At 72.6% G+C, this 14,080-nt stretch carries 13 protein-coding genes and 2 riboswitches; of the genes, 10 read left to right on the forward strand and 3 right to left on the reverse strand.

Annotated features, from left to right (window positions below):
* On the reverse strand, window positions 1–682 hold a 682-nt coding region (locus tag OXN85_00655; protein MCY3598469.1), incomplete at its 3' end, for a creatininase family protein.
* Between the two features lie 175 nt (window positions 683–857).
* Here OXN85_00655 and cobT point away from each other — a divergent pair.
* From cobT to OXN85_00675, 4 genes are read left to right on the forward strand one after another with little or no spacing between them, the layout of a single operon-like run.
* A complete protein-coding gene (gene cobT, locus OXN85_00660) occupies window positions 858–1,982 on the forward strand; it encodes a nicotinate-nucleotide--dimethylbenzimidazole phosphoribosyltransferase (GenBank protein MCY3598470.1) in 1,125 nt (374 codons plus the stop codon).
* Entirely contained in the window at window positions 1,979–2,512 is a 534-nt protein-coding gene (locus OXN85_00665) for a bifunctional adenosylcobinamide kinase/adenosylcobinamide-phosphate guanylyltransferase (GenBank protein MCY3598471.1), read from the forward strand. Before cobT ends, OXN85_00665 begins: the two co-directional genes overlap by 4 nt.
* The gene (locus OXN85_00670) at window positions 2,509–3,327 is read left to right on the forward strand and encodes an adenosylcobinamide-GDP ribazoletransferase (GenBank protein ID MCY3598472.1); all 819 of its coding nucleotides are present in this window, start codon (window positions 2,509–2,511) and stop codon (window positions 3,325–3,327) included. Before OXN85_00665 ends, OXN85_00670 begins: the two co-directional genes overlap by 4 nt.
* The gene (locus tag OXN85_00675; protein ID MCY3598473.1) at window positions 3,324–3,857 is read left to right on the forward strand and encodes a histidine phosphatase family protein; all 534 of its coding nucleotides are present in this window, start codon (window positions 3,324–3,326) and stop codon (window positions 3,855–3,857) included. The genes OXN85_00670 and OXN85_00675 overlap by 4 nt, the downstream gene beginning before the upstream one ends.
* Here OXN85_00675 and OXN85_00680 read toward each other — a convergent pair.
* Together OXN85_00680 and OXN85_00685 are read right to left on the reverse strand one after the other, a co-directional pair.
* Window positions 3,841–5,223, reverse strand: a complete 1,383-nt coding sequence (locus tag OXN85_00680) for a hypothetical protein (GenBank protein MCY3598474.1) — start codon at window positions 5,221–5,223, stop codon at window positions 3,841–3,843. The two genes, OXN85_00675 and OXN85_00680, sit on opposite strands and share 17 nt — an antisense overlap.
* 53 nt (window positions 5,224–5,276) lie before the next feature.
* The gene (locus OXN85_00685; protein ID MCY3598475.1) at window positions 5,277–7,511 is read right to left on the reverse strand and encodes a TonB-dependent receptor; all 2,235 of its coding nucleotides are present in this window, start codon (window positions 7,509–7,511) and stop codon (window positions 5,277–5,279) included.
* A 111-nt stretch (window positions 7,512–7,622) separates the two neighbouring features.
* Window positions 7,623–7,759: riboswitch (cobalamin riboswitch) on the reverse strand.
* 191 nt (window positions 7,760–7,950) lie between these two features.
* Here OXN85_00685 and OXN85_00690 point away from each other — a divergent pair.
* The 6 genes from OXN85_00690 (at window position 7,951) to OXN85_00715 (ending at window position 13,985) form a co-directional block, all read left to right on the forward strand.
* Window positions 7,951–8,895 carry a hypothetical protein gene (locus OXN85_00690; GenBank protein MCY3598476.1) on the forward strand — a complete coding sequence of 315 codons (945 nt, stop codon included), beginning with the start codon at window positions 7,951–7,953 and terminating at the stop codon, window positions 8,893–8,895.
* Window positions 8,856–8,989, forward strand: a riboswitch (cobalamin riboswitch). (Overlaps the previous gene by 40 nt.)
* A 47-nt stretch (window positions 8,990–9,036) precedes the next feature.
* A complete protein-coding gene (locus OXN85_00695; GenBank protein ID MCY3598477.1) occupies window positions 9,037–9,987 on the forward strand; it encodes a helical backbone metal receptor in 951 nt (316 codons plus the stop codon).
* The gene (locus OXN85_00700) at window positions 9,984–10,979 is read left to right on the forward strand and encodes an iron ABC transporter permease (GenBank protein ID MCY3598478.1); all 996 of its coding nucleotides are present in this window, start codon (window positions 9,984–9,986) and stop codon (window positions 10,977–10,979) included. The genes OXN85_00695 and OXN85_00700 overlap by 4 nt, the downstream gene beginning before the upstream one ends.
* Entirely contained in the window at window positions 10,976–11,809 is an 834-nt protein-coding gene (locus tag OXN85_00705; GenBank protein MCY3598479.1) for an ABC transporter ATP-binding protein, read from the forward strand. The genes OXN85_00700 and OXN85_00705 overlap by 4 nt, the downstream gene beginning before the upstream one ends.
* A complete protein-coding gene (locus OXN85_00710) occupies window positions 11,806–12,801 on the forward strand; it encodes a cobalamin biosynthesis protein (protein MCY3598480.1) in 996 nt (331 codons plus the stop codon). The genes OXN85_00705 and OXN85_00710 overlap by 4 nt, the downstream gene beginning before the upstream one ends.
* Window positions 12,798–13,985: a histidinol-phosphate transaminase gene (locus tag OXN85_00715; protein MCY3598481.1), complete on the forward strand. Its 1,188-nt coding sequence runs from the start codon at window positions 12,798–12,800 to the stop codon at window positions 13,983–13,985. The genes OXN85_00710 and OXN85_00715 overlap by 4 nt, the downstream gene beginning before the upstream one ends.
* The last annotated feature ends 95 nt before the right edge of the window (window positions 13,986–14,080 follow it).

The following is a 14,080-nucleotide window of genomic DNA, read 5'->3' on the forward strand; positions in this document are numbered from 1 at the left end:
CCGGGTCGGTCTCGAAGATGCCGAGTTCGGTGTTCATCCAGTCGTGGACGTCGCGGTAGCGGTAGAACTCCGGGATGAAGTGCGCCTGCGCGTCGTACCAGCGCTCGTTGAGGCGGGCGGCGACCGCCTCCATGCCGGACTGGTTCCCGCCGCTGTCGCCGAACAGGATGATGTGCTCGAAGCCGTGCGCCTTGAGGCTCGACGCCACGTCATCGAGCACGGCCTCGAACGTCTCCTGCCGGAGGCTGATCGTCCCCGGGTACCGCATGTGCCCGGACGGCTCGTCGATGTCGCCCTCGGGGACGAGCTTGACGACCGGCGCGCAGAGCGCGTTTCCGAGTTCGCGGGCCACGCCCTCGCAGGCACCCTGCAGCACGTAGTTGTGCTTGCCGGTGGCGAGGTACGGCCCGTTCTGCTCGATGCCGCCGGTCGTGATGATCGCGGTGGTCTTCCCGGCCGCCATCGCGTCCCGGACCTCCATCCACGTCATCTCCTCGATCCAGACGGTGTCGAACGCTTCGATGGGCCGCTCGGATACGAGTTCCTCCTGCACCTGGCGCTCCCGCTCGGCGGCCAGCCGGGCGCGCTCTTCGGGCGACATGTTCCGCTGCTGGCCCGCCAGCGCCGAGGCGGAGACCGCGAACATCGCGAGCAGGGGGAGGACGAATCGGGACTTTCTCATGGCACACCTCTGTTTTCGCGAGCACGGGAGCACGATACCAGCCCCGAGATTAGCATATTCCGCCAGTGTCCGACCAGTAGTATGCGCTGGCCGCTGGCTCGCCTCTGCCCTCCACCCTATGCTGGCGGCGGTCCCATTCGGGGGTCTGCATATCTGCTGTTGTCCTGAACCCATCGTGAACACCTTTGCCGCATCTCCACAGAGCGTGATCGCGCGCACGGTTGTCGCAACTCCGCGGGGAGATCCCGCGGCGGTCCAGGCGCACCTCGACGCGCTGACCAAGCCGCCGGGCAGCCTCGGACGCCTTGAGAAGCTGGCGCTCCAGGTAGGCGTGGTCCTGGGCGACCCGCCGCCTCCGCTGGAGGACGCGGTGGTGTTCGTCTTCGCGGCGGATCACGGGGTCGCCGCGCAGGGCGTGTCGGCGTATCCGGCCGAGGTCACGGCGCAGATGTGCGCGAACTTCTCCGGTGGCGGGGCGGCGATCAACGTGCTCACGCGGGCGTGCGGCGCCGGGGTGCGTGTCGTCGACGCGGGCGTTGCGGCGGACGTCGGCGGGCTGGCGGGAATCGAGCACCGGAAGGTCCGCGCGGGCACGGATGATCTTTCGGCGGGGCCGGCGATGACCGCGAGCGAGGTCGAAGAGGCTCTGGCGTTGGGCATGGAAGTGGCGGGAGGTGGCGCCGGCTCCACTGGAGCAGCGCGTCCCCCCGGTCCCTGGCTCGTGGGTGTGGGCGAGATGGGCATCGGGAACACCACCGCGGCGGCTGCCGTAACGGCGTGCCTGACCGGGGCGGCGGGGCGCGAGGTCGTCGGCCGCGGGACGGGGGTCGACGACGGCGGACTGGCCCGCAAGCGCGATGTGGTGGAGCGCGCGGTGGCGCGGGTCGCCCGCGACGAGGATCCCCGGAGCGATGCCGTGGCGGTGCTGCGGCAGGTCGCCGGGTTCGAGATCGCGGCCATGTCGGGCGCCATGATCGGCGCGGCTGCGCGGGGCGCCCTCGTGCTTGTGGACGGGTTCATCTCGTCGGCCGCGGCGCTGGCGGCCTGCCGCCTGTGCCCCGGCCTGTCGCCGTACCTGGTCGCATCGCACCGCTCAACCGAGCCGGGTCACGCGGTGGTGCTCGCTGCGCTCGGCCTCGAGCCCCTGCTCGACCTCGACATGCGGCTCGGCGAGGGGACCGGGTGTGCGCTCGCCATCCCCATCGTGCGGGCGGCCGGAGCGTTGCTCCGCGAGATGGCGACCTTCGAATCGGCCGGGATCTCGGGGCCGAGCGAGGGCCCGTCGCGGGCGGGATCATGATGGAACTCATCCTCGTGACGGGCGGGGCGCGCTCGGGCAAGAGCCGGTGGGCTCAGGGCGAGGCGCTGGCGCGCGGCGGGGAAGAGGTCACCGTGATCGCGACCGCGGAGGCCGTCGACGACGAGATGCGTGACAGGATCGAGGCCCACCGCCGCGATCGTCCCGCGGGGTGGCACACCATCGAGGCGCCCGCGCGGGCGGGCGAAGCCATCCTCGCCGCCGGCACGGACACCGTGCTGCTGGACTGCGTGACCGTGCTGACCGGCATGGCGATCGGACGATTGGGCGCCGACGCCGAGGCGGCCGCGTTGGACGCGATGGCCGCCGAGATCGACGGGATCCTCGATGCGCGAGCCGCGCGCACCGGTTTGCTGATCGTCGTGACGAACGAGGTGGGGTGGAGCGTGCACCCGCCCACCGCGCTCGGGCGCTGGTACCAGGACGGGCTGGGCATCGCCAATCAGCGTCTCGCTGACGCGGCGGACCGGGTGGTTCTCATGGTCTCCGGGCTGGAACTGCGGTTGAAGTGAGGACATCGCTCCGGGGGGCGCGCGCCGCCTTCGTCTTCCTGACGCGTCTGCCGCTGGGCGGTTTTCCCTACTCGGCGGAAGAATGGCGGTGGGCCGCGGCGTGGTTCCCCCTGGTCGGACTCGTGCTCGGAGGGGCGTGCGCGGCCGTGTGGGGCCTGGTGGCGCCGCTGGGGCCGTGGGTGGCGGCGATGAGCGTGATCGTCGTGTCGGTCCTGCTGACGGGCGCCTTCCACGAGGATGGATTGGCCGATACGGCCGACGCGCTGGGTGGAGCGACGGGCCGCGACGAGATCTTCGTCATCCTGAAAGACTCGCGGATCGGCGCGTTCGGGGCGCTGGCGCTCGTGACGTCCATCGCGTTCCGGCTGGTGCTGCTCGCGCAGTTGGGGAGTGCGGCACCGGCGTCCGCGCTCGCGGCGGGGGCCTCCCCGCTTGCGGCAGCGCCCGCCGCCCTGCTCCTCGCGCACGGCCTGGCGCGGGTCGGCCCGGTCTGGCTGATGGTCGCCCTCCCCTACGCGAACGCGGCGGCGGCGAAGAGCGGCCACGTCACGCGGGCCGGGGTGGCGCAGGCAGCGGTTGCGACCGCGGTCGGCGTGGCCGGCGCGGCGGCCGTGGTGGCGGCGGGTGCGATCGGCGCGACCGGCGTCCTCGCCGCGTTCGCCGCGATGGCCCTCGTCACCGCGCTCTGCGGCTGGCGATTCCGCGCGCGGGCCGGGGGCGTGACCGGCGACTTCCTCGGCGCGGCGGAGCAGGTCAACGAGATCGCGATCCTGGTCGCCGTGCTCGCGGTGCAGGTCGCGCAGGCCGCCGCGTGATCCGGCTTCTCGCCATCCGCCACGCACCCGTCGCCGCCGAGGGCATCATCTACGGGCAGACGGACGTGCCGACGACGCTGGACGGCGCCGAGGCGGCCGCGCGCATCGAGCCCGTCGTGGCCGAGTTTGCCCCGGCGATCATCTGGTCGTCCGATGCCGCCCGCTGCCGCGAACCCGCCGCTCTGCTCGCGGAGCGGCTAGGCGTCCCGCACCGCATCGACGAGCGCGTGCGCGAGATGTCCTACGGCGACTGGGAGGGATGGGCCTGGGACGCCGTGCCACGCACCGAACTCGACGAATGGATGGCCGCCTGGCAGACGCGGTCCCCCCCGGGTGGGGAGACCGTCGCCAGGTTCACCGAGCGGGTGGCCGCGTGGTGGCGAGACCTGTACGCCGGCCCCCATTTCCTGATGGCGCACGCCGGGGTCGTGCACTGCCTCGACGTAGTGGCCGATGGTCTCCCCTGGGGACGGGCCATCGAGCGGCGGCTCGACTTCCTGGCGGCCAAACAGTTTACCGGAAACTCCTGATCTCGAGTCCCACTGGCCCCTGCCCCGGGGGGATGCTGTCGGTCAGCGCCCAGGTCTCCGGGTCATAGCGGAAGATCCAGGGCGACAGGTTCTGGCGCGTACTGCCGAAGAACGTCTGGTAGAGCGAGCCGTCCGCCGCCGTGTGCGCGCCAAAGGCGCCCCGGCAACCACCGCCGGCGAGGGGCGCGCAGATCGGGTTGGAGGCGTCGCGCACGAACGCCTTCGTGGCCGTGTTCCAGGCGACCGTCCCCGTGAAGAACGCCGACGCAAAGAGCGTTCCGTCCTCCGACACGTGAACGTGTCCCGAGCCTGCGGGGAATCCCTCAACGACCTCGACGACTTCGAGTGAACCGGGGTCGATGATCGCCAGCGTCGACGGCGCGACGTAGTTGCCGGTGTTCATCACGTACAACATCCCGTCGGGCCCGATGGCCCCGAACTGCGGATTGGTGCCGCCGGTCTCGATGGTGGCGAGGACGGTCATCGTGAGCGGATCGAGCGCGGTCACCACCCCGTCGCCCGCAGGCGCGAAGTTCTCGTCCAGGTTTGCGGAGATGACGAAGGCGAGCGAGCTGGAGAACGGCACGATGCCGGTCGGGAACTGCGTCACCGGGACCAGGTCCCCGATGGCGCCGCCGGCCTGTCCGATCGTGAACCTGCCCACCTCATCCGTCCGCTGGTTGGCCGCCAGCACCGTCCTGTCGTCCACGAACGCCGACCCGGTCGCGTTCCCGGATTCGAAGAGGAAGAACCCGCCGATCTGTCGCGTACGGAGGTCGATGACGGCGACCGAGGCCGCGTTCCCGAGGGGAACGACGCCCATCTCGCCGCGGATGCTGATGCCGGTGGGAGTCACCGCGCTCGACGCCCCCAGGGCGATGTCGCGGTTCTCGCCCGGATCGCCGAGCTGGAAGAGCCGGAGCGCGTTCGCGCTCGAGTTCACGACGATGCCGATCTGGGCGTCGGCCACCGTTCCGTCGAGAAACTCCAGCCTCTCGACCAGCAGCGAGACCGACGCGTTGCCGGTGTTACCGTCGGAGTCCGTTGCCCTCAGCGTGATCGAGTGCACGCCCACCGACGGCGATTCGATCTCCAGCGGCGAACCTGTGCCCAATGCCCCGTCGATCGAGCTCGTCCAGGCCAGCGCAGCGTTCCCCAGCGTGCCGTCCTGCGGATCCGTGGCCGAGCCGACCAGCTGGACCGGCGTCCCTTCGCTGACCATGAGCCCGGAGGCCGGCGAGGTGATCGTTACGCTGGGCGTGCCGGGCCCGATCGGGCCCACGGGTTCGACAGGGGGGTCATCGCCGCATGCGGTCAGAATGACGAGGGCGAGGGGTGCGATGAAGCGAAGCGCGGTACGGGTCATGAGAGGTCCATCCTTGGTTGACTGGGATACGGTGAACGAGGCGGATTGCGCGGTCATCTCGCGGCTCCGATGCGGATCCGCGTCGACCAGCCGCGGCCCGGCAGGGGGTAGTCGACGAGCAGCGCGGCGCGTTCGTCGAGGAGGTTCGTAACGGCCACCTCGAGCCGCCCGGCGAAGCGGCTCCACTCGAAGGGCAGGGCGATGCCGGCGTTGAACAGCGTGTAGGCGGCGAGCGCGTTCAGCGGGGAGCCCGGCACCGTGCGGCGCGCCCCGACGTGTGTGCCCGACGGCGTGAGGGTGATTCCGGCCGGCATCCCGATGCCGAGGGCCACATCCGCCGTGAAACGCGGCCGGTAGGCAACTTGGCCATCGAGCACGGCGCCGGTGTACTCGACCTCGGACCAGGCGGCGCTCGCGGTGAGGCTGTGCGTGCGTCCGAACGCGGCCAGATCCGTCGTGGCGCCGAGCTCGAGGCCGCGGCGCGCGACGTCGTAGTTGTCCGGGCTCCACACGAAACGGTGGTCGGGGAACCAGAGGATCATGTCGTCGAGGTCCGCGCGGTAGGCGCTCGCGCGCAGTTCCCCGGTTGCCGGGCCCACAGACCACCGCTGGGCGAGCGTCGCCGAGAGTTCTCCCCGTATGCGCTCCGGCCCGAGGTCGGGGTTGGGCTCGACGAGGACCCCTTCCTGGAAGAAGAGGTCGCCGAGCCCGGGAGGGGAGAAGCCGTGGCCCCACCGGAGGTCGAGGGCGAGCCCGCCCCGGGTGAGCGCGGCGTCGACGGCGGGCGACAGGGTCACGCCATCCACAAGGTCGTGCCGGTCGGCGCGCAGGGAAGCACCCAGATCGAGGCGGAAACCGCGCCGCAGCTGCCAGCCGCGCCCGGCATGTGCCCACGCCCCGAGTTCGTCGAGGCCGATGCCGGGCGACGTCAGCGCGTTCGACTCGACATCGAGCCGTGCCGCTTGGAGGCCGAACCGGAGGTCAAGCGACTCGCGCGACGACGAGGACGCTTCCGCGCGCCACCATCCTTCCACGGCGAGCTCCGCCCGTCGCACTCGCGTCCGGGTATCGTAGGCGCGCCCGAAGGGGGGCTCCGGATCCGCGTAGTCCGCGCGCTGCCACTGCACCGAACTGCGGGCCGAGCCTCCGAGGCGTGCCGGAGAGGCGCCGTCCGATTCGACCGTGACGCCGAGCCCGTAGCGACGGTGGCGCTGCCGGCCGGTGGCGGAGGGCTGCGCGATCGTCCCCGGGCTCCCGCGCTCGATGTCGCTGAGGTGGGCGCGCAGCGAAGCCTCCGCGCTCCCGCGCCGTGTGATGCGGAGGTCTCCGCCGGCGTGCGAGAAGGCGGAGTTCTCGCGGGTCGTCTCGCCGCCGCCCCGGAAGGCGGGGACGTCGTAGGTGAAGGCGCCGTTCGATCGCCGCCAGCGGGCGCCGCCGGAGACCGACCAGGCGTTCCCGAAACCGCTCGACCCGGTGACCGCCGTCTCCGCCGAGGACCAGGCGCCCATCCCGGCGGTGACGGCGGCGGTGGTCGCGTCGCGGTTGCGGCTCTCCAGCAGGACGACGCCGCCGAGCGCCTGCGGTCCGTACCGGGCGGACTGCGCCCCCGGAATCACGGTGATGCGGGACACGGATTCGAGGTCCACCGTGCTCAGGTCGGCGACGCCGGTGAGCGGAGAGTTGATCCGCGTTCCGTCGAGCAGTACCAGCACCTGGTCGCCGCCCGCGCCGCGCAGTTGCAGCACGGCGGGGGCCCCCGGTCCGCCCTGTCTCACGACGGTTGCCCCGGGAACGCGTTCAAGCGCGGCCGGGAGATCCGTCACGCCGGGCGGAAGGCTGGCGGTCTCCAACACGGTGGCGCCGGCGTCCCGTTCGCGGGATGCCACCTGCACCACCAGCCCCCTGAGCCGCACAGGCGCCGGATCGAGCACGATGCTCGTTCGCGTGACACGCCCGTTCACGGCTTCGACCTCGACCGCGGCCTCCAGGAAGCCGGGCGCCGAGATCACGAGGGCGTGCCGTCCGGGCGAAAGACCTCGCAGGACGGCGACGCCGCGCGCGTCGGTCGTCGCCTGGAGCCCCGCGCCCCGGACGGCGACCATCGCCCCCGGAACGGCGACTGCCGCACCCGCGTCCGCCGCAGCCTCGCCCGGCGCGCCCGGCGCAGTCCTTGCCGCCCGCACGGACACGTGAACGGACGCAGCGACCTGCGTGGGGAGCGCGTGTGCCGAAGCGCCCGGGACGGCAACTCCGGCGGCCAGGATGGCAATCGCGAACTTCGTCTTCACTCGACCCCGTCTTCTCCGGGACGGGGAAGAGCACGGTCGAACGTCCACGCGACGGCGTGAACGCGGGACCACGCCCTCCCGCGAGGGTGCTGATCCGAAGACGGAGGAGAGGTCTCCTGGCTTGGGACGGATCCGCTCGCCTTCCCGGGCCTCGCGGCCCAGTGGCTTCGTGAACGGAACGCCGAGGGATCGAAATCCCTCTGTCCCTTTACAGTGGCGGGGCCGCGCCGGACTTTCACCGGACTTCCGAGCGCCCCTCCGTCTATAAACTGCGATGATGGATACAGGCTCTGCCGACAGCGTGCAAGCCAGTGCAGTGTCGCGTAAGTCCGCGAGTCGCCGAGCGTGCCGGAGCTCCGCGGCGCCCTCGGCAAGGCGCCCGGCCGGGGCAAGTGCGGGGTCCGCGACCTGGGCAACCCCGGCCACCTGCGGCGAACTCGTGCAGGGCTTCGGTCGCGGCCGATGGCTCCAGATCGCGGCTCCCGTCGACATGTACCGCACCGCCCGCGCCGAGGTCGTGCCGCTCGCCCGGTCCGACGCTGGCGCTTCCCGCCGCTACGCCAAGGTGAAACGCGGCCTGGAGATCCTGCTGCGCGACCGGCCCGGCTGCGCCGTGCGCGTGATGCTCGGCGGCGATGAGGTCCCGCGGGGGACCGGTTTCGGAAGCAGCACCGCCGACCTGGGCGTGGCGCTGCGCGCCGGCATGGACGCCCTCGGCCTGCGGGGGTCGTGTGAAGCCGTCGTCCGCGCCGCCCTCCAGGTCGAGCCGACCAGCGGCTCCCTCCTCTCGGGGCTCGTCCTGTTCGATCATCGGCGGGGTACGATCCGGGAGCCGCTCGGCCCGCCCCCGGCCCTGAACATCCTATGCATCAGACTCCCCGGGGCGGTGGACACGGTGACGTTCAACCGGGGCCTCCCCACGCGACTCCCCGAACACGCCCTGAGAGCCTGGCGCGACGCTTTCCGGCTCTGCGCCGAAGGGATTGCGCACGGTGACGCCGGGAAGATCGGCGCGGCGGCGACGGCGAGCGCGGCGGCGGCCCGGCACCTGGGGTGTCCTCCCGCCCCGCCGGGACTGGAAGCGTGTGCCCGGGGGACGACGGCGCTCGGCATCCTGCGGGCTCACTCGGGCACGGTGTGGGGGCTGCTCTACCCGCAGGACGAGACGCCGGCCCCGGAGGAAGTCGCGGAGATCCTGAAGCACGGGGGGGCAATCACGACGCCCGCGCTGCCGGCGCGTTCGTCCGCGACGGTGGCGTCCCTGAGACTAATCGGCGGCGGCTGCCGAGTTGCCCCGTCCTCGGACATGCCGCTATCGTCGCAGATTGACGCGAGGGGGCCACCGGAAGTTCGGTCCGAAGCCGACGCGGCCCCGCCACTGTAGGAGGTCCGGATCCCATCGCGGATCCGAAACGACGCGCTCGACGGCCACTGGATGATCCCGGGAAGGCGAGCGATGTCGCCTCGAGTCAGGAGACGCGGTTCCCTCGTCCTTTGAACACCATCCTTCGAGGGAGGGGACCCGGTGTACACGGCACACCAGGCAAGGGCGAGCGCGACGCCGAGCGCGACGGCGCCCCCGAGTTCTCCGTTCGCCCGGTGGATCGCCGCCCTGCTCGCCCCGGTCCTCCTCACGTCCTGTGCCCCGGACGAGCCTCCGGACATGCCCGCAGTTTCCGTCACGGACGATGCGGGATACACCGTCGCGCTCACCGCGCCGGCGGGCCGCGTCTTTTCGGTGATCCCCTCGCTGACCGAATCGATCACCGCGCTCGATCCCGGCGTCCTCGTCGCGCGCACCCGCTTCGATCGGGCGCCCGAACTCGCTCACCTCCCTTCGCTGGGCGGGACCATACAACCGAATCTCGAGGCACTGGCCGGTCTCGAACCCGATCTCGTCGTCACGTGGGCCGACGCGTCCCAGCGCGCGGTGGGGGAACGGGTGGACGCGCTGGGCATTCCCGTCTACAGGGCGGTCGTGCAGACGATCGACGATGTGCGCAGCCACCTGCGCCGCCTGGGCACACTCCTCGGCCGCGAGGAACGGGCCGCCGCGCTGGTGGATTCGCTGGACCTCGCGCTGGAGGGCGTGGCCGCCACGGTGCGCGGCCGCGAGCGCCTCGACGTCTACTACTCCGTCTGGCACGACCCGCCGCAGACGACCGGGCCGGGAACCTTCATCGACCAGGTCATCGAGCACGCGGGCGGGCGCAACATCTTCGGCGATGCCGCGCGCTCGTGGCCGCGGGTGTCCATCGAGGCGATCCTGCGGCGCGATCCCGACGCCCTCGTCATCGCTCGACACGCGCCCGGCGCGCCGGGTGCTCCGTGGCTCGAGGGGCCGGGCTGGCGGGAACTGCGGGCCGTCCGCAACGGCCGCTATACCCTCGTCGACGGCGACCTCTTCAACCGCCCCGGACCACGCGTGGCCGAGGCGGCACGTCGCATGGCCGAGTTCCTGCACGGGCCGCGTTGACGCACACCCCCCGCCGGCTCGCACTCCTCGCGCTGGTCGTCGTGGCCGCGGTCGCGCTCAGCGTCTCCTTCGGCGCCTCCGGCCTGGGTCCCGGGGATCTGTGGCGCTTCCTCATGGGAGAGGCCGATCCCACCACCCGTTCCATCCTGCTCCAATTGCGGCTGCCGCGCGCGGTGCTGGCGGCGCTCGTCGGAGGCGCGCTCGGCCTCTGCGGCTGCACCTTCCAGGCCCTTCTGCGCAACCCGCTCGCCGAACCCTACGTGCTGGGCGTCTCGGGCGGAGCCGCCGTCGGCGCGGTGGCGGTCGTGGTGACGGGCATCGGGCTGCGCTTTCCCTGGATGCTCCCCCTGGGCGCGTTCGCCGGCGCGCTGGCCGCGATGGCGCTGGTGCTGGCGGTCGCGCGGCGGGCCTCGCCCGGTCGGATGGACACGCGTGTCCTGATCCTGTCGGGCGTGATCATCGGCGCCTTCTTCAACGCGGTAATCCTGCTTCTGCTCTCGCTCGCCGACGTGGAGTCGTTCCGCTCGGCGATCTTCTGGATGATGGGGAACCTGTCCGGCGCCGACTGGGCTTCGACCGGGCTGCTGGCCTTGCTGCTCGTGCCCGGCGCGCTGGCCGTCTTGTCGCTTGCCCGGGCCTTCAACCTTCTGTCGCGCGGAGAGGAGGTTGCGTTCTACCTGGGCGCCTCCGTGCAGCGGGTGAAGCTCACCGCCTATCTGGCCGCGTCGCTGATGGTGGCCGCGGCGGTCGCGGCCGGCGGCGTGATCGGCTTCGTCGGGCTGATCGTTCCGCACGCCGTCCGGCTCGCGTGGGGGAACGACCACCGCCTGCTCCTGCCCGCATCCTTCCTGGCCGGCACCGCCTTCCTCCTGCTCGCGGACACGGTGGCCCGGCTGGTGGTGGCGCCCGCCGAACTCCCGACCGGGGTGGTCACCGCCGTCGCGGGGGTCCCGTTCTTCGTGGCGCTGCTGCTGCGGGGGGGACGGCGGTGAGGGGAACCGCGCCCGCGCGCGACTGGCGGCCAGTGTTGGAGGGCCGGGATCTGAGCTTCACCCATCCGCGCGCGGACGAGGCCGCCGTGCGCCGGGTCTCGCTCTCGGTCTCCCCGGGGAAGCTCCTCGCGGTCGTGGGTCCCAACGGCGCCGGTAAGACGACGCTGTTGAAGCTCCTCTCCGGTTCCCTGACGCCTCAGGAGGGTGGAGTGACGCTCGACGACCGCGCACTGTCCGACCTGGGCGACCGGGACCGTGCCCTTGCGATCGCCGTGGTGCCGCAGTCCGAGTCCTCCCCCTTCCCGGTCACGGTGCGGGAGATGGTGGGGATGGGACGATACGCGCACCTCGGCCCGTGGGAGCGCTCCGGCGACGGGGACCGCGCGGTGGTGGAAGATGCGATGGCGCGCTGCGCGGTCGCGGAGTTCGCGGACCGCCACCTGGGCGAACTCTCCGGCGGCGAGCGGCAGCGGGCGCGCATCGCTCGCGCGCTTGCCCAGGAGGCGCCGGTCCTCCTTCTCGACGAACCCACTGCCGGACTCGACCTCCGCTACCGCATGGAGCTCTTCCACCTGCTGCGCGAACTCCGGGGTGCCGGCCTCGGCGTGCTGGTCATCACGCACGACCTCAACCTGGCCGCCCGGTTCGCCGACCGGCTGCTGCTGCTCGACCGCGGGCGCGCGCGGGCCCGGGGCGCCCCGGATGAAACGCTGTCACGAGAGTCGCTGGAGGCCGTCTACGACTGGCCGCTCAGAGTCGTGCCGCACCCCGGACCCGGGAGCGACACCGGCGCACCGCAGACTGTCCCGCTCAGGAAGGAAGACCCGTGAGCGCGTCGCGGCGGGCCGCACGCCCCGTGGTGCTGAGCCTGGTGGGCGCCCTCGTCCTCGATTGGGTCCTGGGCCAGCCTCGCCTTCATCCGGTGCGGGCGATCGGAGGGCTGCTGGGCGGTGCGCGCCGACTGCGGCGCAGCCGGGGACCGCTGGGAAGCCTCGTCGAAGGGGCAGCGGCGCTGGCGGTAGTGTCGGGCATCGCCGCCGCGGCCTCGCGTCCCCTGGCGGCGCGCCCTGGGCGCTCCTCCCGACCGTCCTCCGGGTCCGGGCTGCCCGCCACCCTCCTGGCGGCAGGGACCGAAGCCCTGCTCCTGCATCCGGCCCTCGCCCTCGAACCGCTCGCCGAGGCGGGAGAACGGGTGGCCGCCGCGCTCGGGGCCGGAGACCTCGACGGAGCGAGACGCCACCTGGCGTGGGACCTGGTCAGCCGGGACACGAGCGCGCTCGACGCATCTCACTGCGCCTCCGCGGCGATCGAGTCGATGGCGGAAAACCTCTGCGACTCGGTGGTGGCGCCCGCTTGCGCCTACCTTGCGGCCGGCCTGCCGGGGGCCTGGGTCTACCGGGTCGTCAACACCGCCGACGCGATGTTCGGCTACCGAACTCCCGACCTGATCTGGTACGGGAAGCCGGCGGCGCGTGCCGACGACCTCCTCAACTTCGTACCGGCCCGGCTGGCGGCCGTCCTGATCGTGATGGCCGCGGGGTCTCAACCGCTCCGCCGTGACGGGATCCGTCCGGTGCCCGACGGAGTCTTGCGTCTCCTCCCGCGTGAAGCGTCGCGCGCGGCGGGGCCCAACGCCGGGTGGCCGATGGCCGCCGCCGCGCTCGCCCTGGGAGTCCGGCTCCACAAGCCCGGCGTCTACACGCTGAACGCCGCGGGCGCTCGACCGGACGCCGGCGACATCGACGCGGCCGCCACTCTGATCCGCCGCGCCGCCTGGCTGGGCATCGGGCTGGTCGTCGCGGCAGGAGTCTGCCGCTCATGAACTGGCGACCCCCGCCCCCCGACCCCCGCCTTGCGGGGGCGCCGCCGGAGTTCCACGGCGGGCCCGGGTACGAGGAGGACGCGGAGTATCCCCCCGTGTCCGCCGACCTCAGCACCAACGTCAACCCGTACCTGCCGGACGAGGCCGTGCGCGGGGCCGTCGCCGCCGCACGGCTCGACGCCTATCCCGATCCGACTTCGAGCAGGGCTCGCGCACGGGTGGCCGGCGTCTGGGGCCTCGATGCCGAGCGCATCCTGCTCGCGCCCGGAGCCTCCGAGCTGATCTACCGGATCGCCCGCTGCTGGATTCGCCCCGGCGACCCGGCGGTCGTGTGCGGCCCCACCTTCGGCGAGTACCGCCGCGCCGTGGCGATCCAGGGTGGGGAAGTCCACGAGGTGCGGGGGGTCGCTCCGGATTTCAGGCTGCCGCTCGAACCGTTCTCCGACCGCGTCGCCCGGCTCCGTCCGCCGGTCGCTTTCCTCTGCACTCCCAACAACCCCACCGGCGAAGCACTCTCCGACACGAGCGTCGCCCAGCTCGCCGGCCGGATGCCCGCCGGGACGCTCCTGGTGATCGACGAGTCCTACCGCTCCTTCGCGGAGGGACGCCTCGCGCCACCCCACCTGCCCCACGACGACCGCGTCCTGCACCTGCGCTCCTTCACCAAGGATCTTGGCGTACCTGGGCTGCGCCTCGCCGCCGCCGTCGCGGCGCCTGGGATCCTCCACCCGCTCGCAAGCGTCGCGCCGCCCTGGTCCGTGTCCTCGGTCGCCCAGGCCGCGCTCCGGGCGGCGCTTGCCCCGCGCGCCCTCGCCCGACTCGAGGAGAGCCTCATCCGCATCGCTGCACGGCGCCGGACGCTGTCCGCGGCGCTCGCCCGGCGCGGGTGGCGTCCCGGCCCCTCCGCGACCGGCTTCATCCTCGCGGCGGTCCCCGATGCGGCCGCCACGGCACACGCCCTCAGGCTCCGGGGCGTCCGCGTGCGTCACGCGGCCTCCTTCGGGCTCCCAGGGCACATTCGTGTCTCGGTTCGGCGGCGCGCCGAGGAGGAGCGCTTCCTCGCCGCGCTCGACGAGATCGCCGCCTCGGACGAGATCGCCGCCCCGGACGGGATCGCCACCCCGGACGGGATCGCCACCCCGGACGGGATCGCCGCACACACAACCGCAGGAGGACCCTCGTGACCCAGGACGACGAGCGGAGTTCGGACCGCTGCCGACCGCGCTGCCGTCCCGCGCCCCCGGAAACCGCCGATCCGAGGTGCTCGACCGGCGACCGG

It is taken from the genome of Candidatus Palauibacter australiensis (assembly GCA_026705295.1).
GTDB lineage: Bacteria > Gemmatimonadota > Gemmatimonadetes > Palauibacterales > Palauibacteraceae > Palauibacter > Palauibacter australiensis.

Excerpts from the sequence above, each read along its gene's own strand:
- OXN85_00665 (MCY3598471.1), top strand. The coding sequence starts at position 1,979 with ATGATGGAACTCATCCTCGTGACGGGCGGGGCGCGCTCGGGCAAGAGC.
- OXN85_00680 (MCY3598474.1), bottom strand. The coding sequence starts at position 5,223 with ATGACCCGTACCGCGCTTCGCTTCATCGCACCCCTCGCCCTCGTCATT.
- OXN85_00715 (MCY3598481.1), top strand. The coding sequence starts at position 12,798 with ATGAACTGGCGACCCCCGCCCCCCGACCCCCGCCTTGCGGGGGCGCCG.